The 18709-nt window shown below is 56.5% G+C and carries 16 protein-coding genes; 5 read left to right on the forward strand and 11 right to left on the reverse strand.

The features are described 5' to 3' along the window. Nucleotides 1-712: 712 nt before the first annotated feature. Complete coding sequence (gene apcB / locus O77CONTIG1_RS12150; RefSeq protein WP_068510919.1) at nucleotides 713-1222, forward strand: allophycocyanin subunit beta; 510 nt, start codon at nucleotides 713-715, stop codon at nucleotides 1220-1222. Between the two features lie 403 nt (nucleotides 1223-1625). Here the strand turns inward: apcB and O77CONTIG1_RS24500 are convergent, their stop codons facing one another. After that, nucleotides 1626-2168, reverse strand: a complete 543-nt coding sequence (locus tag O77CONTIG1_RS24500) for a hypothetical protein (RefSeq protein ID WP_156435204.1) — start codon at nucleotides 2166-2168, stop codon at nucleotides 1626-1628. A 154-nt stretch (nucleotides 2169-2322) separates the two neighbouring features. Next, entirely contained in the window at nucleotides 2323-3654 is a 1332-nt protein-coding gene (locus O77CONTIG1_RS12155) for a proton extrusion protein PcxA (protein WP_068510920.1), read from the reverse strand. Nucleotides 3655-3922: 268 nt separating this feature from the next. Here O77CONTIG1_RS12155 and O77CONTIG1_RS12160 point away from each other — a divergent pair, with 268 nt between their 5' ends. Continuing rightward, nucleotides 3923-6055 (forward strand): hypothetical protein, encoded by a 2133-nt coding sequence (locus O77CONTIG1_RS12160; protein WP_068510922.1) that lies wholly within the window; start codon nucleotides 3923-3925, stop codon nucleotides 6053-6055. Nucleotides 6056-6121: 66 nt separating this feature from the next. On the opposite strand, the gene opcA is transcribed toward O77CONTIG1_RS12160, so the two are convergent. The 8 genes from opcA to rph all read right to left on the reverse strand — a co-directional run bounded on the left by opcA (nucleotide 6122) and on the right by rph (nucleotide 14722). Further along, nucleotides 6122-7453: a glucose-6-phosphate dehydrogenase assembly protein OpcA gene (gene opcA, locus O77CONTIG1_RS12165; protein ID WP_068510924.1), complete on the reverse strand. Its 1332-nt coding sequence runs from the start codon at nucleotides 7451-7453 to the stop codon at nucleotides 6122-6124. A 111-nt stretch (nucleotides 7454-7564) separates the two neighbouring features. Beyond that, a complete protein-coding gene (zwf, locus tag O77CONTIG1_RS12170; protein ID WP_068510927.1) occupies nucleotides 7565-9094 on the reverse strand; it encodes a glucose-6-phosphate dehydrogenase in 1530 nt (509 codons plus the stop codon). Between the two features lie 391 nt (nucleotides 9095-9485). Continuing rightward, nucleotides 9486-10559: a class 1 fructose-bisphosphatase gene (gene fbp / locus O77CONTIG1_RS12175; RefSeq protein ID WP_068516479.1), complete on the reverse strand. Its 1074-nt coding sequence runs from the start codon at nucleotides 10557-10559 to the stop codon at nucleotides 9486-9488. Nucleotides 10560-10783: 224 nt separating this feature from the next. Then, nucleotides 10784-11419 carry a peroxiredoxin gene (locus O77CONTIG1_RS12180; protein WP_068510929.1) on the reverse strand — a complete coding sequence of 212 codons (636 nt, stop codon included), beginning with the start codon at nucleotides 11417-11419 and terminating at the stop codon, nucleotides 10784-10786. Between the two features lie 259 nt (nucleotides 11420-11678). Further along, nucleotides 11679-12332: a phycobilisome degradation protein NblB gene (gene nblB / locus O77CONTIG1_RS12185; RefSeq protein ID WP_068510931.1), complete on the reverse strand. Its 654-nt coding sequence runs from the start codon at nucleotides 12330-12332 to the stop codon at nucleotides 11679-11681. A 49-nt stretch (nucleotides 12333-12381) separates the two neighbouring features. Further along, nucleotides 12382-12846 carry a CBS domain-containing protein gene (locus tag O77CONTIG1_RS12190; protein ID WP_068510933.1) on the reverse strand — a complete coding sequence of 155 codons (465 nt, stop codon included), beginning with the start codon at nucleotides 12844-12846 and terminating at the stop codon, nucleotides 12382-12384. Between the two features lie 197 nt (nucleotides 12847-13043). Further along, complete coding sequence (gene cysE / locus O77CONTIG1_RS12195) at nucleotides 13044-13856, reverse strand: serine O-acetyltransferase (protein ID WP_068510935.1); 813 nt, start codon at nucleotides 13854-13856, stop codon at nucleotides 13044-13046. A gap of 143 nt (nucleotides 13857-13999) precedes the next feature. Continuing rightward, on the reverse strand, nucleotides 14000-14722 hold the full coding sequence (rph, locus tag O77CONTIG1_RS12200) for a ribonuclease PH (RefSeq protein ID WP_068510937.1): 723 nt from the start codon (nucleotides 14720-14722) through the stop codon (nucleotides 14000-14002). Nucleotides 14723-15219: 497 nt separating this feature from the next. Here rph and O77CONTIG1_RS12205 point away from each other — a divergent pair, with 497 nt between their 5' ends. The 3 genes from O77CONTIG1_RS12205 (at nucleotide 15220) to O77CONTIG1_RS27925 (ending at nucleotide 17683) form a co-directional block, all read left to right on the forward strand. Then, nucleotides 15220-16683, forward strand: coding sequence for a glycosyltransferase (locus tag O77CONTIG1_RS12205; RefSeq protein ID WP_068510939.1), 1464 nt, complete (start codon nucleotides 15220-15222; stop codon nucleotides 16681-16683). A 128-nt stretch (nucleotides 16684-16811) separates the two neighbouring features. Further along, nucleotides 16812-17264 (forward strand): 6-pyruvoyl trahydropterin synthase family protein, encoded by a 453-nt coding sequence (locus O77CONTIG1_RS27920; RefSeq protein WP_317134094.1) that lies wholly within the window; start codon nucleotides 16812-16814, stop codon nucleotides 17262-17264. Next, nucleotides 17213-17683 (forward strand): 6-pyruvoyl trahydropterin synthase family protein, encoded by a 471-nt coding sequence (locus O77CONTIG1_RS27925; protein ID WP_317134095.1) that lies wholly within the window; start codon nucleotides 17213-17215, stop codon nucleotides 17681-17683. Before O77CONTIG1_RS27920 ends, O77CONTIG1_RS27925 begins: the two co-directional genes overlap by 52 nt. A 20-nt stretch (nucleotides 17684-17703) precedes the next feature. On the opposite strand, the gene O77CONTIG1_RS26840 is transcribed toward O77CONTIG1_RS27925, so the two are convergent. Continuing rightward, the gene (locus O77CONTIG1_RS26840; RefSeq protein WP_197673181.1) at nucleotides 17704-18657 is read right to left on the reverse strand and encodes a hypothetical protein; all 954 of its coding nucleotides are present in this window, start codon (nucleotides 18655-18657) and stop codon (nucleotides 17704-17706) included. Nucleotides 18658-18709 lie beyond the last annotated feature (52 nt).

The raw sequence follows: 18709 nt of genomic DNA on the forward strand, positions 1-18709 counted from the left end.
ACCTACTTGCCTGGGCATAAGGGAGAGGCATCCCCTAGCGGCCCGGTTCTCCAGCCCGTTCTAGCTAGAAGTGCCGCCTAGACTACACTCAACACTCAGAGCAGCGTCATACAAAATGCAGTCTTCAATAAATGGAGTTGTACAAATGGAGTTGTACATCTCCGATGCTCATCAACAACAGAAGTTGATCAGTCGTCAGAGGTGTTAGAGTCCAGGCCTTAATTACACCTGAATCATCCTAAGGAGAGGCGTAGGCGGTTTTTGTATAATGGGCAACAAAAGCGGGCTTAACCCTGGAAATCAGCTTTGTACGATTTGGAACAGATTGGAACGGATTTGAACAGCTTGCCACTGCGATAAAGTCCTGAATAGGAGTCTTCTTAGACCCGAAGCTTGAGACAGCGGATACTCCGAAGGGTGATACAAAATAGTGATACAAAACTTAATCATAAACCCAGACTATCCAGAGCAGTGGGGCGAAATAGGGCCCAATCTTGCGTGATAGACTTTAACATAGGCAATTTAATAAGCACGTTTTGAAACGCCATAGCCAAAGCGCGTTTCAGCCTGAGCAGGGGCATCTTGAGTGCTGTTTTAGCGCTCGTTTCAGGCTCCTAAGTCATGACTGTGTTGCAGCTTTGGCCTATTTCAAAGCGTTGCATTCTGTGTTGGCAAAAACCTGGATTTTGGTCGTGTTGGGAGATTTTGTTTCATGCGGGACGCTGTCACAAGCCTGATTGAAAACTACGATCTGAAAGGCCGCTACCTCGATCGCGATGCGCTAGACACGCTGAAGTCCTACTTCAGCACTGGGGTTTCCCGAGTGCAAGCGGCGGCTGTGATTAATTCAAATGCTGCGGGTATCGTCAGGCAGGCTGGGTCGCGCTTGTTTGAAGAGGTGCCTGAACTGATTCGCCCCGGCGGCAACGCCTACACCACGCGGCGCTATGCGGCTTGCTTGCGCGATATGGACTATTACCTGCGTTACGCCAGCTATGCGCTGGTGGCCGGCAATACGAACGTGCTAGATGAGCGGGTGCTGGAAGGTCTGCGGGAAACCTACAACTCGCTGGGTGTGCCCATTGGGCCGACGGTGCGTGGAATTCAACTCCTGAAAGAGATCGTGGCGGCCCAGGTTGCTGAGGCCGGCATCACCAACACAGGCTTTCTAGATCAGCCCTTTGACTACATGATTCGCGAACTCAGCGACAAGAGCCTTTAGCCTCTGGGGGTTTGTTTTTGGGATGTTGTTTGTAGTTTGTAGGGCTTTTTGTAGGGCTTCGTCTGTGGGCAGGTTTGTAGATTCTGTTTGCGGCGAGATTGATAAGCTATCGACCATTGCGATTGACCATTATTGACCATTAACGATCTCTAGGCGGAGTGAGGCAATGCTTCGTTCCGCCTTCCTGCTTTTTTGCCGCTTTTTATGGCGGGCGATCGCCCCTACCGCCTACTGTTCGCAAAAAGCTAGTTCACAGAACAGGCAACGGGTTCACGATGGTCAATCCATCCGGGCATCGGGTTCCAACACCCACAGGCTGTAGCCCCTGGCGTTTTTGGTAATAATCGTTTCGCTGCCCCGATAGTTGAGCTTTTTCACAATTTGAACCGCCTGCTGCACGTCTTCAAGAGTCTTGAACAGACTGTAAAACAACCCATCCACGCAAATGGCCATGAGCCGCTTGTCTAAATCGGGGACGCGAATGTTGCAGAATTTTTTTACTTAGGGGTGTTCCAGGTGTCTCCGTTGCAACTTCCTCTGAAGAACCGCCGGGTAAAGAATTTAGGGGCGAGTGCTGGGGCGAATTTGCGGGGAGGCGATTGGCAGCATTAGCGGATCTGAGTGAGGTGGCAGGAGGCGCAATCTGGGCATTGGGTTCCAGCGTCCACACGGCAAATCCTTTGGGGACTCGCGTGATGACGGGGCGGTGTCCTCGCTGTATGAGTTTGGCGCAAATCGACTGGGCGCGGGCTTCAGACTTTTCGACGCGAAAGAAGCTGTAGTATTCTCCAGCGAGGGCGATCGCCGCTGTGCGTTCGTTCGAGTCGGGTAGAACAATGTGGCAGGAACGATAATCAGTCCGAAGTTCCAGGATTTTAACTGTCGGCAACCTGGAGGAGGACACGTTGGGCAAGCCAGATGGGGACGTTGGATTAAGAGATTGCATAGCGGTAAAGGAGGGCAGCACCAGTCGGTACTACAATTCTTGGTTTATCGGCAGAGTTCTGCCATCCGGCAAAGTACGGGAGTAGGAAGGTTGCAGGGGCTGCTAAAAAGCTAATTTTTCGGGTAGGTCGCGCCCGAAAAACAGCCTTTGAAACCTACTCGTTCATGTTGCGGTAGGTTGCCACCGCCGAGGGCGAGATGCGGTTGAGATAGCGGAAAATCCAGTATTTGAAGATAGTGTCGAGGATCACGGGAAAGGTCGCGATGAAGAGGAATATAAAGTCGCGGCTTTCAGGAATGCCAAAATGCCGGGAAACGCCCTCTAGCAAAACTTCCCACCCGTGAGGCGAGTGGAATCCCACAAAGATATCCGTCAGCAGGATGATAATGAATGCTTTGGCGCTGTCGCTCAGCCCGTAGACGATTTCATCCATAAAGGATTTCAGTACCTCGATTTCGCGGCGGCTACTTAGCAAGATTGCGCCAAAGACCAACGCCGAAAAGATGTCTGCAAAGACGTTTTTGACGGCGTTGTTGCTCTTGGCCATAGCCTCAAGCTGTAGCTCCCTGGCTTTTTCCTGGAGGCGGGCGTTGATCTCGGGTTCTGATAGGGACGGTGCAACACCAACCAGATTAGAAAACCGCAGCCGTTCTTCAAACCGCCGCAGTTCGTCAAAGGCTTCGTCTTCGATATCTACGTTGAGAAATGCGCCGGTAGTTTCGGGCGTGCGGTAGTGATCGACAATGGGGCTGATCAGAAAGTTTTTCGTTACCTGCTGGGTCAGCAGCGGCAGGATGATTAGCAACAGCACCAGCCGCACCGAGATAAATGTGCGCCGTTTGGAGATGTAGAAATCCTCCATCACCTCTTGCTCGGCGTTGGGGTCTAGCTCGCGCTTGATGCGGTCGGCCGTGCGGAGGATCGAGCGGGGCAGCACTCCCGTTTTGTCGGCAATGGATTCGAGATCGGCTGGGCGCTTGGGCGATCGCCCTGCCCCTCGATCAAAGGGCTGCATTCCGTTGCGCCCCGGCTCGACTTCTGGGCGGGCGGCAAGCGCAGATACGGGCACAATGCCATCGGCGTAGCGGGCCAGCATACTGTCTACGAAGGCCAGCTTTTTAGGAATCAGCGATGCGCGATCGAGGATGTTGATTTCGGAAGATCCTGGCGCTTGTTCGTCAATGCGGACTTCGGTGGGCGGGCGATCGCCCTGCAAAATGGAGCTACTGGTGCGAAACTCGGCCAGCCGCAGTTTGGCAATGTTGAGATATTTCCGCAGCTCGGTCTGAAAATAGGCACGGGCGCTGCTGCTGTAGTTGCCCTGCTGAAACGAGATGCGATCGCCCCCAAAGTACGTGTCCTCTAGCGCCTTGATGCGGAGGGCAGCCTCGTAAGCATCATCCAGGGCACGCTCTGGGGTGCCCATCAGCCATCGCCGACTAAAGCGAAGATACGCCTGGACACCAGAAATAATCGGGTTTGTCATTGCCTATGCACACAGATTAGGGTGTGTTTTAAAAGTTTAAAAGTGTCTAGAAGGTTGTTTTTTCGAGCGCGACACGCCCAAAAAACAACTTTTAAAACAAAACCTAGCCTCCGCAGCGCATATGAGGGGGGGCTGCGAAGCAGGATGTAATGTGTTGTGTCGAACGAGCCAGCCGCCTCTCTAACTCAGCGACAGCCTGAAGACGAACTGTAACCAGAAGTCTGTAGTATCGTACCAAATTCCACTTTTTTCAACGGGGGGCTTTTCCATGCAGCCGTCGATCTGGATTGTGGGCACGTCACGCAGCGGCAAGACGGGGCGGCTGGTGCAGCGCTTTGGCGAATGGGTGAGTGCGCTTGAAGCCATCTCAGAAACTCCGGCGCTGGCCTTTGCGGCGATCGGCGACAATCGGCTGGATCTGTCGGATCGGCTGGTCGCCCAGCAGGCGCAATATCCCGTGGAAACCGCCACGCCGGCCGGATTTTTCCTCAGCGAGGTGGTGCTGTTTTATCCGCTGCTAGTCGAGCGGGGCGTGGTGGGCACTCAGTTTCCCCTGCGGCTGCGGCCCGAAACCGAGCAAGCCCTTGCCACGCGCCTCTGGCAGCCCCGATTAGACGAGGGAACGCTGACGCTACCCGGTGTATCAGACTATTTCCTCGTGCGGCGAATGCTGGATCTGCTGCAACTGGCGGCGCTGGCAGAGGTTCCCCCAGAAGACATTGCGCCGCTGCTCCAGCAAGGGCTGGCTCCGCCCGAAACGCAGCCCAATTTGTGGCTACACATTGGCGAGGCGATCGCCCAGTGGCGTGACTGGTGCCTGGAGCGGGGGCTGCTGACCTACGGCATCGCGGCGGATCTATACAGCCGCTATCTGCTGCCGGATGGAACCTACCAAGCCCGATTGCGCGATCGCTTCAGTGCGCTATTAGCAGACGACGTAGATGAATATCCGGCGATCGCCCACACGCTGTTTGCTCACTTGCTCGATGCAGGGCTGCCCGGATTTTTCACCTACAATCCCCAAGGGGCGGTGCGCTGGGGGCTGGGAGCCGATCCGTCCCGGCTGGGAACGCTGGCGGAACGCTGCCAGGTGGAAACGCTCGACCCGCCTGGAGAAACCCTGGGCACCGACTGGGCCGATGCGCTGGCGGGCTGGGTGCGGGAACCCGTGCTGTTGCCAGAACTGCCGGAGGCAATGCAGTCGATTCAGACTGTCTCGCGGGCGCAACTGCTGCGAGAAACGGCAGAGCAAGTGGCTCAGGCGATTCACAGCGGGCAGGTGCGTCCCGATGAGGTGGCGATCATTGGGCCGGGGCTGGATGCGATCGCCCGCTACACCCTGCGCGAAATCCTCACCCGCCGGGGCATTGCCGTAGAAGCGCTGAACGACCAGCAGCCCCTCGCCGCCTCGCCCATGATTCGCGCCCTGCTGAGCTTGCTGGCGCTGGTTTATCCGGGGCTGGGACGGCTAATCAACCGAGAGGCGATCGCCGAACTCCTGATTGTTCTCAGCCAGACCCCCGTCCAAAATCCCCCCTCCCCCATCCAAAATCTTGCCGTCCCTGAGCCTTCCCCCATGATCGATCCCGTCCGGGCTGGGCTGATTGTCGATCACTGCTTTGTGCCCGACCCCAATCGTCCGCATCTGCTGCCTGCGACGGCTTTCCCTCGGTGGGATCGGCTGGGCTATCGCGCCTCTCAGGCTTACGAGTCGATTCGCCTGTGGATCGAGACGCAGCAAGCCCAACAGCAGCAGCGGCTAATTCCCAGCCCTGCCACGCTGCTCGACCGCGCCATTCAGCAGTTTCTCTATGGTGGCAGCACGTTGCCCTACGATCGGCTGGCGGCACTGCGAGAGCTGATGGAAACGGCACAGCACTTTTGGGAGGTGGAGTCTCGCCTGCGGCAAATGGATGCGCTACGAAACGCCGCACCGCCATCGGAAAGCGTGCAGGACTTTATCGAGCTATTGCGCGGCGGCACGATTACTGCCGATCCCTATCCCGTGCGTCCGCTCATCACCCGCCCCGCCGTGACGCTGGCTACCATCTTTCAATACCGGGCTAATCGCTGCGCCCACCGCTGGCAGTTTTGGCTAGATGCGGGTTCTCCCCTATGGCTGATAGGGGGCGGTGGACTGTTTGCCGCGCCGCTGTTTCTCAGCAATTGGTCGGGGCAGCGGTGGACGGCGGCCGACGCGCTAGAGGCAGACCAAAATCGCCTGGAACGCCAGCTCCGCGACCTGCTCTATCGGGCCGATGAGCGCGTCTTTCTCTGCCACAGCGACCTGTCTACGAGCGGGCAAGAGCAAAGTGGGCCGCTGCTCACGCTAGTGAATGCGGCGCGGGCGATCGCCCCTCAAGTTGCCTCCCAAGAAGAGGCGATCGCCGCCGAACGATAGTGCAACCGCCAATGCAAACTAACTGCCAATGCAAACCGCGCTAGAGGACTGATCCAGCCAATCAATCTACGCCTTCAGCCGCAAAATGCTGGTCGTCATCGCCAGACTTTCTTCATACAGCACGTCGCGGCCCCAGCGCTGAAGCTGCTGGCTCACTAGAAACTCCGCCTTCTGGTCGTTGATCGCCGTCACCTGCTCCGTCCGACAGTTTTGAGCGCTGCCGCCAGCCTCCATTCGCATACAGCCCGTCGTTTCCGAGCAGAGAATCGTGCAGCAGTTGGCGTTGGCGTTGCTCGAACTCAGGCGAAGCCCAATCAGGTCGCCAATGATCTCACCTGCATCGGCAATCGGCACCCCTGCAAGTTCCGCATGGATATCCTGATCCTCCGATCCCTTAAACATCACTGTCGTAATGTCATAGTCGCCGGGTGTTTCGGTAATAGACACAGGTTTCCAGCCCAGACGGCTAGCAAACCAGCCCAGATACATATATGCCTGGGCCGGATTACCCTTTTCATAATCAATCGTGATCTTGTCTACTTCCACCAGGGCAATGCGTCGCTCCGGCGGATCAAACGCTGCCGCAGCTAGCTCCTGCCACACCGACAACCGATGCCAGTTAAGGTCAGCAATGTAGGTATCTGACTCGATCAATTCCTGCATTTTCAGGAATTCCGTCGCTGGATCAGTGAAATAGGAAGAATCAAGAATCAGACAGTTGCAAGTTTCAGCCAGTTTTTGAAATAGCTCATGCTCTGGGTTGGGCGTTGCCTTCCACCACACGAACTTGGGCAAGTTGGGAATCATCAGCGTTGCCACCAGATCGCCCACGCGGTTGAGCGCCTCCTTGGTGCCCTTCATTGTGATGTATTCCCCACAGATCGACGCTGCATTACCGCCCTTTTGAATCGGGCAATAGGCCGACACCTGCGCCGTCACGCCCGTATCTTCGCCCAGTGTGGGAGCCAGGGTGATCACACGGCAGGGATTTTGAACGGCGATCGCATCGCTAATCGTCGAACCGCGATCGTCTCGGTTTTGAAACACTCGCTTCTCTGGCGGCAGCTTAGCCACCTCTTCCCGCAGTCGCGCCAGCGTCTCCGGATCAAAGCGCCCCGTCATTCGCAGCCCCAGCGCCTTTTGCGCCGCCAGCACTGCCTGCTTTGTGCGCGGGCCAAAAAAGCTATCGATCTCGTCAGTATAGAACCCCAGAATCGCCAGCAGTTGTTGAAACTCTTCTGGCGCATACACCACGATGCTGAAGGTTGCCGCACGAGTCGGTGCAGGCATTCCCTTTGAGCCACTCTGCATCCGCCAAATCTGACTCAACTCCGCCTCAATCTCGCTGAGGGAAATATCCTTCGGTTGCTGTAAGGTAACAAGCGGTGTAGTAGTCATGAGTAATGTCGTGGGAAATTATGGGAAAAACTAAGAGGGAAAAATTAAGATTCACGCCAATTCGAGTCTCAATCCTGATCTTCGAGTTCGTATGCGACACCCAAGCCTTTTCTACAGCCTCCGCCAGCGTCGCCCGTCCCGGTTGAGCAACAGTTCTGCCTCGATCGGGCCCCAAGTGCCTGCTTCATAAAGCGGAATTGCGTCAGGGTCGGCCGGTGCATCCCAGACCCGCAGCAGCGGCGTGAGAATGCGCCAGGAGGCTTCTACCTCGTCGCCCCGGGTAAACAGGGTTTGATCGCCCAACATACAGTCAACCAAAAGTCGGCTGTAAGCGTCGGTGTTGGCGCTACCAAAGGCCGTGTCGTAACGAAAATCCATGTCTACCGAGCGGGTTCGCAGCGACGTTCCTGGTGTCTTCACCTCAAACTTTAGCGAAATGCCTTCATCTGGCTGAATCCGCATTGCCAGCACGTTGGGATTGGCCTGGCGCGAGGCAGACTGGAACATCAGGTACGGCACCTCCTTGAACTGGATGGCGATTTCCGATACCTTTTTGGGCATCCGCTTACCGGTTCGGAGATAGAATGGCACCCCCTTCCAGCGCCAGTTATCGATGTTGAGCTTGATAGCGGCGTAGGTCGGGGTTGTCGAAGTCGGGCTGGCCCCTTCTTCTTCACGATAGCCAGGAATTGCCTTTCCGTCTTGCCAGCCTGCGGAGTATTGTCCCCGAATCGCACCCTTGCCGATTTCAATCTCTTCAGCCAAGTGAGTCGCTTGCAGCACCTTCACTTTTTCGTTGCGGATGTTGTCAGCATCGAGCGAGTTGGGCGGCTCCATCGCCGTTAGACAAAAGAGCTGCATGAGATGGTTCTGCACCATATCCCGCAAAGCTCCAGACGTTTCGTAGTAGCCTGCTCGTCCCTCCAGCCCGACGCGCTCTGCCACCGTGATTTGCACATGGTCTACGTATTGACGGTTCCACAGCGGCTCAAAGATGGCATTAGCAAAGCGAAACACCATCAGGTTTTGGACTGTTTCTTTGCCGAGGTAGTGGTCAATGCGGTAGACCTGATTTTCGCTGCACACATGCTGCACGACCTGATTGAGCGCCTGAGCAGAGATCAGGTCTTTGCCAAAGGGTTTTTCAATCACTAGGCGATGCTTTTCGGGATCGGGCAGCATTCCGGCTGCGCCCAGTTGCTCGATCGCTCCGGAGAAGAAGCGGGGTGCCACTGCCAGGTAGAACACCCGGTTGCCGCGAGTGCCGCGGGTATCATCCAGGTTTGCCAGGAAGTTCTTCAAGCCCTGATAGCTCACTGGATCGTCCATGTCGGCGGGAAAATAGTACAGCCCGCGAGCAAAGTCGTCCCAGACTTCTTGTTTGCCTAGCCCGCCGCCAAACTCTTCGACCCCAATCCGCATCTGCTCTCGGAAATAGTCGTTGCTCCAATCCCGTCGGGCTACGCCAACGATGGTGAGTTCGGGCGGCAGACGACGCTCCAGTTTCATTTGGTAAATGGCGGGGATCAGCTTGCGCTGGGTGAGGTCACCGCTGGCACCAAAGATGACTAGGATCTGGGGTTCGGGAATGCGGTCTTGCTGAAGACCAACGCGGAGGGGGTTTTCTAGAAGCGTGACCATAGACAAGGTTGGGGGTGCGTAGAGTGTGCGTAGATTGGGTTGGATGGGAGGTTGAGGACGGGTGGAAGAAGCTTTGAGGGGCGATCGCCCAGAGTTCACGTCCAGAGTTCATGCCCAGAGTTCATGCTTAGAAGTTTTGTCTGGATGCCACCTAGCAGAACGCTCTATCCTTGACTTTTGATCCTGACGGGTGTTGCTGAATCTGCCCTGCGCCCTGGATAAGATTTCGCAAATTCCATCAGCAGGCCCTCAGCAGGCTCTAGTGTGCAAACCTGGCAAAAGCGTAAAAGCCATTCCTTATCACACCACTTTCTTCCGGTTCAACTTGGTTTTCTGTTTGACAACCCAGAAAACCTTAATGCGGGCTTTAGGAATGGACGATCGCCACCCACTAAGACCGTACAGAAATGACAGGATTTTGCTGTTCGCGCTGACGCTCGCGGATGAAGGACTCCACCAGCGCCACATCTTCTGTGCTGCCGATGATCAGCGGCGTGCGGGTATGAACCTGATTGGGCACCACGTCCAGAATGTCTTGAGTGCCGTTGCTGGCGCGGCCGCCGGCCTGCTCAATCAGAAATGCTAGCGGGGCAGATTCGTAGAGCAATCGCAGCTTGCCTTCGGGCTTTTTCACCGTGCCAGGATAGAGGAACACCCCCCCCTGAAACAGAATGCGGTGAAAGTCGCCCACTAGCGCCCCACCGTAGCGGGCGGTGTAGCCTTCGTGGCGATGCACATAGCGAATGTAGTCGCGGATGGATTCATCCCATTGCCAGAAGTTGCCTTCATTGACGCTGTAGATGGGGCCATGCTCCGGCACACGAATATTTTCGTTTGACAGGACGAACTCGCCCAGGGTCGGGTCGAGCGTAAAGGCGTGAACGCCTGTGCCGATGGAGTAAATTAGCATGGTGCTGGGGCCGTACAGCACATAGCCTGCGGCAATTTGCCCGCGTCCATTTTGCAGCAGGTCTTGCCCGGTTTCGTCTAGGTCTGGGTTGCTCTGTCGCCGGATTGCGAAAATCGACCCGACGTTGATATTCACATCCAGATTGGAGGAGCCATCGATTGGGTCGTAGAGCAGCGTGTAGCGACCGATGGGGCAGTTTTCGGGGATGTGGTAGGGCTTCTCCATTTCCTCAGACGCAAGGCGGCAGACCAGCCCGCTCTGCTCGAATACGGAGATAAACACCTGATTGGCGTATACGTCCATTTTTTTGACGGCCTCGCCCTGCACGTTGGTTTGCCCGGTAAAGCCGAGGGCATCGTCCATCAGTCCAGCTCGCGTGAGGCGACGGGCGATCAGCTTGGCGGCCAGGGCGATGCGGCTCATCAAGGCGCTGAGGTCTTGGGCTTCGGGCGAAAAGTCTTGAAACTGCTTGAGGACGTGCCGCGATAGGGTCATGCAGTCGCGGTCGAGGGCCAGCTTGTGGCTTAAATCCAGCATGGGATCGCCTTCAGACATGGGATTCTCCTGCAAAACGCTCCCGGTGATGTGGCGATCGCCCATGTCTTCGCCAACTCAACAGGGCGATCGCCTCCGGATTTCACCCTCTATCTTAGGGAGGTCTGTTCGGAACTGACTCGAACTTTAGACGAACTATAGAAAGCCGCGATGGAAAACTGCAACGAAAAAGGCAGATACGCCGTACCTGCCTTTTCATCGAGTTTTACCAGCGCACGCCGCGCCTACTTGTTGGGCTGGGGGGTCATCCGCAGGTAGGGGCGAATTTCGTTTACGCCTTTGGGGAACTTCTGCTTTGCCTCTTCAGTAGGGATCGAGGGCACGACCACTACGTCATCGCCGTCCTTCCAGTCGGCGGGCGTAGCCACACCGTAGTTGTCGGTCAGTTGCAGCGAGTCGATCACGCGCAAAATTTCGTCAAAGTTGCGGCCGGTGCTGGGGGGATAGGTCAACGACAACCGCAGCTTCTTGGCAGGGTCGATAATGAATACCGTCCGCACCGTCAGCATGGCGTTGGCGTTGGGGTGGATCATGTCATACAGATCAGACACGACGTGATCGGGGTCAGCCAGGATGGGATAGTTTAGCTTGGTGTTCTGGGTTTCTTCGATGTCGCCTACCCAGCCTGCGTGGGAATCGACATCATCAACGCTGAGGGCGATGACCTTCACGTTGCGCTTGTCAAATTCGGGCTTGAGTTGTGCCACGCGGCCCAGTTCAGTGGTGCAAACCGGAGTAAAGTCCTTGGGGTGAGAAAACAGAACTACCCAGCTATCGCCCGCCCATTCGTAGAAGTTGATATCGCCTTCGGTGGACTTTTGGGTAAAGTTGGGAACGGTGTCACCAAGTCGGAGTGCCATAGAAAGAATTCCTGTAGTAAGAGTAACAGTTTGAGGGTAATTTACATCATCTCACAAAGCACAGTATTCCGAGCGGGATTAGCTGCTTTCACTATTTTATCTTGGGAATTTCAGCAGGAATCTTAAAAAGGAATTAGGAATCGGAGGAACGCGGGAGAGGCGATCGCCCCTACGTCCCCAAACCAATGCCGATAGATACCGAATAGAGACCAATAGATTCTGACCAATAGATCTCTGAATAGAGACCAATAGACTTCTGCTACAGATAAAGCTTTGCCTCCTGGGCTACAGCACTATTGTCATCATTCACCATGCTCTCCAGCACCGTGCGGGCTTCCGGAGTTTGAAAATGACCCAACGCCTGCACCACGCGATGGCGAATTTGCCAGTCTGGGTGCGTCGCGTAGGCCGTCAGCAGGGGAATGGCGCGGGGATCGCCCAATTCACCCAGTGAACCGATTGCCGCTGTCCGCACCAGTTCATTAGTAGAGCCGAGCGCCTCTTGCAGCAGGTCAAAGCTCGACGGATCGCCCAGTTCGCCCAGCGCGGCGATAATGCTGAACTGCACCAACCATTCCGTGCTTTTGTGATAGAGCGCCTTCAGGTCTTCATAGGCCGCCGTCAGCTTTAGCGCCCCAATCGAGTCGGCTGCGGCCGCCTGCACGTCGGATTCAGGGTCTCGCAGGCTGGCTCGCAATAAATCCAGCGCCAAGTCGGGGTTTTGGCTGCCCAGGCTGGCAAGCTGGCTGACGGCGGCATAGCGCACCCGCACGCTGGCATCCGTGGCGGCAATCTGGATGAGATCGAAAGCAATCGCCGGATCAAGCTGGCGCATTTGGTTTACTGCCCGGAGGCGATCGCCAAAATCCCCAGACTCCAGCAGGGCTTTCACAGATTCAGGAGTAATCGTCATCTTCTTAAACTTGGGATTCCTAAAAGACTGGAATTGATTCAGCCGAACGCTATTCCACCGCCAAATGCCGCACGATATCGCCGCGTGTCAAAATGCCAATCACCTTGCCGCTGTCGTCGAGGACGGGCAGGCGCGTCGTGTCTCGGTCGTGCATTAACTTGGCGGCGCTTTGCAGCGTTTGGCTCGGTTTTGTGGTGACGATTTCCTTTTTGCCCGTCATGACTTCGCCAACGGTCTGTCCTAGAGCCTTGTGCAGCTCTCGCTCATGCTTGCCGGGGTTTTCCAGATAAATTACGCTGTCCAAAATCATGATGTAGGGCGGCGGCGTGGGCCCTGTTTCGCGCCACATCAGGTCGGCCTCTGAGAGAACCCCCACCAGCTTGCCATCGGCATCGACCACAGGCAGCCCGCTAATCCGCCGCTCGGCAATCAGCTTGATGGCCTCATTTAGCGGCGTTTCGGGATGCACCACAATCGGGTCGGGAGTCATCACATCGGCAACGGTTACAGTCATATCGGCAAATTAAAAGAATGGTTTGAGGAATGGCTGAAAGCAGGCTCTAGGCTCATTGTAGAGAATGGTGTGATCCAACCCAGAGGCGATTTACAGGTTGTTACATCGGTTTGGGGGCGATGTGCGAAACAGCCGGAGGTCGAGTGACTTCCGGCTGTCAGTAGACGCAAAGCTGTAGAGGCAATCGAGCAGAATCGCTAGATGCCCGCGCCGTTCAGGAATTCTTCAATCACGCGATCGCTCAACCGACACTTTGCCCCCGACTCGGCTGCTGATGCTTCCTGTCGCTCGGCCACTGCATCAAACGACGGAACAACGGCAGCAACTAGCGAACGCTGCTCTGCTGTGGAGCCACTCAGATGCGGCGTTTGCGCCCGCTCCCGTTTCAGGCTTTCCATCTGCTGCTCTAGTCCTTCGATGCGGTCGAGCAGCGCCCGAATCACCTCAGCTTCCGAGTCGGGCAGGCGGTTGTGTTCCAGTGGATCGACCCGTTCGCCACCGCGATACACCACTCGTCCAGGCACACCAACCACCGTGCAATCGGCGGGCACGTCGCGCAGCACCACAGACCCCGCCCCAATTCGCACGTTATCGCCAATGTTCAGGTTGCCCAACACCTTTGCGCCCGCGCCGACAACCACGTTTTCGCCCAGCGTCGGGTGGCGCTTGCCGCTTTCTTTGCCCGTGCCGCCCAGGGTCACGCCCTGGTAAATTAGCGCGTAGTTGCCCACGATCGCCGTTTCGCCAATGACCACCCCCATGCCGTGGTCGATAAACACGCCGCTGCCAATCTGTGCGCCGGGGTGAATCTCGATGCCCGTCAAAAAGCGAGCCAGGTGAGAAATCAAACGCGGCAGGAAAGGAAGCCGCATCTGATATAAACGATGGGCAAAGCGGTGCATCAACAGGGCTTGTAGACCGGGATAGCAAAAGAGAACTTCTAACCAGTTTCGAGCGGCTGGATCTCGCTCAAAGATGACGCGAAAGTCGGCGATGAGTGTCTCTAGCACTAGAAATTAACTCCGATCTTTTCGGAAAGTTCATCCCTTATCTTAACGTTCTGGGGTAAGGCTTTGATAAGCCCCAGACGGGGGATTCTTGGGAAGGATTTTGAGCCGATAAAAGGGGGGCGATCGCCCGTCCAGGGTCTTGCTTAGCTGCTTCGCAATGCCTGCTGCTGAAGCTTGAGCAATTCGCCAATGCCCGTTTCGGCAATATCCAAAAGCTGGTTAAGCTGAGTCCGGCTAAAGCTGCCCTCTTCGGCCGTGCCCTGTAGCTCGATCAGCGCCAATTCTTCCGTCATCACAACATTGAAATCAATCTCCGCCGCCACATCTTCGGGATAGTCCAGATCCAGAAAAGCTTCGCCATGCAGCAGCCCCACAGACACCGCCGCGATCTGATGCCGCAGGGGTGAGGCCTCCAGTTCACCCGTGGACAGGAGATGGGCGATCGCATCACATAGGGCCACATATCCTCCGGTAATCGCCGTGGTGCGGGTTCCCGCATCCGCTTGCAGCACGTCTGCATCCACCGTCAGCGTCCGTTCTCCCAGCGCCTTCATGTCTAGGGCTGCCCGCAGACTGCGCCCGATCAGCCGCTGAATCTCCTGCGTCCGCCCCGACAGCTTCATAAACTCTCGCGCCTGTCGCTGGGGCGTGGCGCTGGGCAGCATTCGATATTCCGCCGTCAGCCAGCCCTGGCCGCTGCCTTCCAAAAACTTCGGCACACCTGGCTGCACCGTTACCGTACACAACACCTGGGTTTCGCCACAGTGCGTCAGCACCGACCCCGCTGCAAATCGGGTGAATCGCCGCTCAAATTGAACCGGACGCAGCTCATCCGCCTGCCGCCCGCTGGGCCGTGTCCACGCCATAAAACCATTCGCCTCTAAGAACCTTCATCAGAATATCAGCCTGGTTTGTCCGGGTCAGGTTAGACAGGGTCAGTGGTTTGAGAGTCCCAACAGGTAGGACGGGAAGCCACACCGTTGAGCCGAATAACCACCTCACAACGTAGCGCATGATGGAAAGGCTTGAATTTCGGGCAATCTAACGATGGTTTGCCAATTTCAGTTTTAGGATTGCTTAATGATTGGTAGACTACTGCTGAACGAGTCCTGTAACGAGTCCCGTACTAACAAGTGTCCTGAAGGATTTTCAAATCGTCCATGCGTCCTGGTTAGGATGGAGATCGGCGGCGCAATGTCCGCTCAACAGGTTTCCCAAACCGCTAGTTTAGTCCAGAGCATTTAGACAAATTCATACCTACTCATAATCCTTTCGACCTGATTTAACAGACAGATTTAAATTTGCTTAGATTTGACTGATTTAGACCTCTGCATCACGGCGGAAGCCGTCAAAGGGTGAACCTATGCCGCAGCAGTCCTGGTATGACGATGAATTCGATGAGCTAGAGCCGATTCACGCCATCGTGTCTGACTTGTCAGATGCAGACGATCCGCAGTCGCAGTTTTATCGCGGGCTAGCAGGGCGCAGGGGCAAGGCCGCCCTGGCGATGACGATTGTGTGGAGTAGCACGATCGCCCTCCATCTCGTTTCCTGGGGGGCGTGGGTGGTGTATGGTCTAACGGCGCTGATGGGGGTTCACATTTTGCGGTTGATGGCAGCGCGTCCCCGTCCCCTGCCCCACCCGCTGACCAGCGAGAATCCGGCGGATCTGCCTTTTGTATCGCTGATGGTAGCGGCCAAAAACGAGGAGGGCGTAATTGGGCCCTTAGTGCGGGCGCTCTGTGGAATCGACTATCCGGCCAGTCGCTACGAACTCTGGGTGGTGGACGACCACAGCACCGATCGCACACCCCAAGTGCTGGACAAGTTGAAAAGTGAGTATCCCCAACTGAAAGTGCTGCGGCGCGGAGCCGAGGCCAGCGGTGGCAAGTCGGGCGCATTGAACCAGGTTTGTGCGCTGGCAAAGGGTGAAATCTTTGGCGTGTTTGATGCCGACGCGGAAGTGCCTGCGGACTTGCTGCGGCGGGTGCTGCCCTTGTTTCAGTCGGCGCGGGTGGGAGCAGTGCAGGTGCGAAAGGCGATCGCCCAGGCCACCAACCATCCCGATTCGGGGAATTTCTGGATTCAGGGCCAGGTTGCTGAAATGGCGCTAGATGCGTATTACCAGCAGCAGCGGATTGCCGTGGGCGGCCTTGGCGAACTGCGCGGCAATGGTCAGTTTGTGCGGCGGGCGGCGCTAGAGCGCTGTGGCGCGTGGAACGAAGAAACCATTACCGACGACCTGGACTTGACCATTCGCCTGCACCTAGACGGATGGGACATTGACTTTTTGCCAATGCCTGCGGTGCAAGAGCAAGGCGTAACGCGCCTGGGCGGGCTGTGGCATCAGCGCAACCGCTGGGCGGAGGGCGGCTATCAGCGCTATCTCGACTATTGGCGCTGGATTGTCCGCAACCGCATGGGCACTCGCAAAACGATGGATCTGCTGACGTTCTTCATGTTTCAGTACGTTATGCCGACGGCAGCGCTGCCAGATTTGCTGATGGCGATCGCCCGCAGTCGTCTTCCCATCTTTGGCCCGCTCACCGGATTCACGCTGGTCATGTCGATGGTGGGCATGATGATCGGTCTGCGTCGCTTCCAGACCCGCACCGAGGCCAAAGCAGAACTGGAAGACGTGCGCCGCGGCCGCGCCTACCCCGGTTTCTCACTCCTGCTGCAAACCCTGCGCGGCGCGATTTACATGCTCCACTGGCTGGCGATCGTGGCCAGCACCACCCTCCGTATGTCTATTCGTCCCAAGCGCCTGAAGTGGGTAAAAACGGTGCATCATGCCAGCGACGAGCTTTGGTTGGAAGAAGGATAACGAGGCGTTTCAGGCAGCAAGTCCGTGTTTTAGCGCCACTGCCCCATCCCCCATATTCGCAGCCAAAACGCTAGTATCTTTACAGAACGTTACGACTGTCCAGCGGCTTTTCTACCAGCGGCTTTTCTATGAAATGCATCATCAATCGTCGGGCTGAGTTTTCGGCTAGCCATCGCTATTGGCTACCGGAGCTAAGCGAAGACGAGAATCGACAACAGTTTGGGCTGTGCGCCCAGGCCCCAGGACACGGGCACAACTACGTGCTGTACGTAGCAATGGAGGGCGAGCTAGATGACTATGGCATGGTGCTAAACCTGTCGGATGTGAAGCAGGTGATTAAGCGAGAAGTGACGAGCCAGCTTAACTTTGCCTATCTCAACGACGTATGGGACGAGTTTCAGCAGACCTTGCCCACGACAGAAAATATCGCACGGGTCATCTGGCATCGCCTCGCGCCCCACTTGCCCATCCTCAACATCCAGCTTTTTGAACATCCCGAACTCTGGGCCCGACTACACAGGAAAACGACATGGAAGCCTACCTCACGATCAGCACCCACTTCAGCGCGGCACACCGGCTAGCACTGCCGCACCTCACGCTAGAGCAGAACTCAGAAATCTACGGCAAGTGCGCCCGGATTCACGGTCACGGCCACAACTATCACCTAGAGGTAACGATCAGGGGCGAGATCGACCCGCGCACGGGCATGATCGCCGATTTGGTTGCCTTTCAGAACGCGGTCGATGAACATGTTGTGGAACCGTTTGATCACACATTTTTGAATCACGACATTCCCTATTTTGCCAAGGTGGTGCCTACGGCGGAGAATATCGCGGTTCACATCCGCGACCTGCTGGAAGACCCGATTCGGGCAATCGGCGCAAAGCTGCACAAAGTCAAGCTAATCGAAAGCCCGAATAATTCAGCCGAGGTCTACGGGCTGCCTGTGCCGGAGAGTAGCGCGTCGCAGGCAAAAGAGCCAGCGCTGGCAAAGGCGTAGCCTTCCTTTGGCGCTATTTCCTAGTCTGCTGCGCCGCTGCCAATGGCGGGCTGGGTCAGCACAGGCTGCGGGCGGGTTTCGGCTTCGACCGTGTTGCCAGGAGGATTCGTTGCGACCCAGAGGAGGGCACTCGTGAGGATGCCGCTGACGCTGATCAGGGCGATCGCCAGATAGTTCACGCGCGATCGCAGTCGGGCAATCTCCTGACGATAGTCCTCCATCACCGCCAGCGCCGCCGTGCGGGGCATCATGTCAGACTCTTGCAGCGAAATGGAAGAGGCTGTGGGCACGGGTGCAATGGACGCAACGACCGTAGACTGCTCGACCGGGCGGGTAACCGAAGGCGCAGCAGTTGCCAGGTGCAGCCTGCCATTTTGAGGGAGCGACTGGGCAGGTTGGGCGATCGCCGTCTTGCCATTCGTCTGGTTCGTCTGCAACTCTTTTGGCTGCAACTCCAGCGCCACGGGGCTGTAGGTCGCTTCGTCAGGCGAGATGGGCTGAAGCAGCGGCGCAGACCCTTCCGATAGCAGAGCCGTTTGATCGGGAGCCACCGCTGCGGGCTGTACCAGTTCGGCATTGGCTGCGGTTGCAGTCTCTTCCAGTTGTTCTGCCTGAACCGCCTTGGCAGCAGGTTCGGGTTCAAACTGGACTTTGCTGTGGAGCCATTTGGTCAAAAGCTGGGGGACATTTTTGTGAAACCAGCGGATGGCGATCGCCGTAAAGAGCGGCTTCGACAATCGTGCCGTGCCTTTACCCAAGCGATTCAGCGGGCGAAAGGTCAGCTTCTGGTTGATTAGATTCACTGCGCCCACGTCATACAGACAGCCCAAAACCAGCTTGACGGTCGCCTCTTCCCGATGAAACAACTGCTCCAGCAGAAACAGCACGTCATACATCCGCTGCTTTTCGCGCTGAATTTCTTCGGGCGACTTGGGCACCTCAGCCAATTTTGCGGAAGCGTTAGAGTTTGTCATCAGAAGGGTCTGTTGGGCGATCGCTCATGATTCCAAAATTTTGGGCAGACTT

This window comes from Leptolyngbya sp. O-77 (assembly GCF_001548395.1).
Taxonomy (GTDB): Bacteria; Cyanobacteriota; Cyanobacteriia; order Elainellales; family Elainellaceae; genus Thermoleptolyngbya.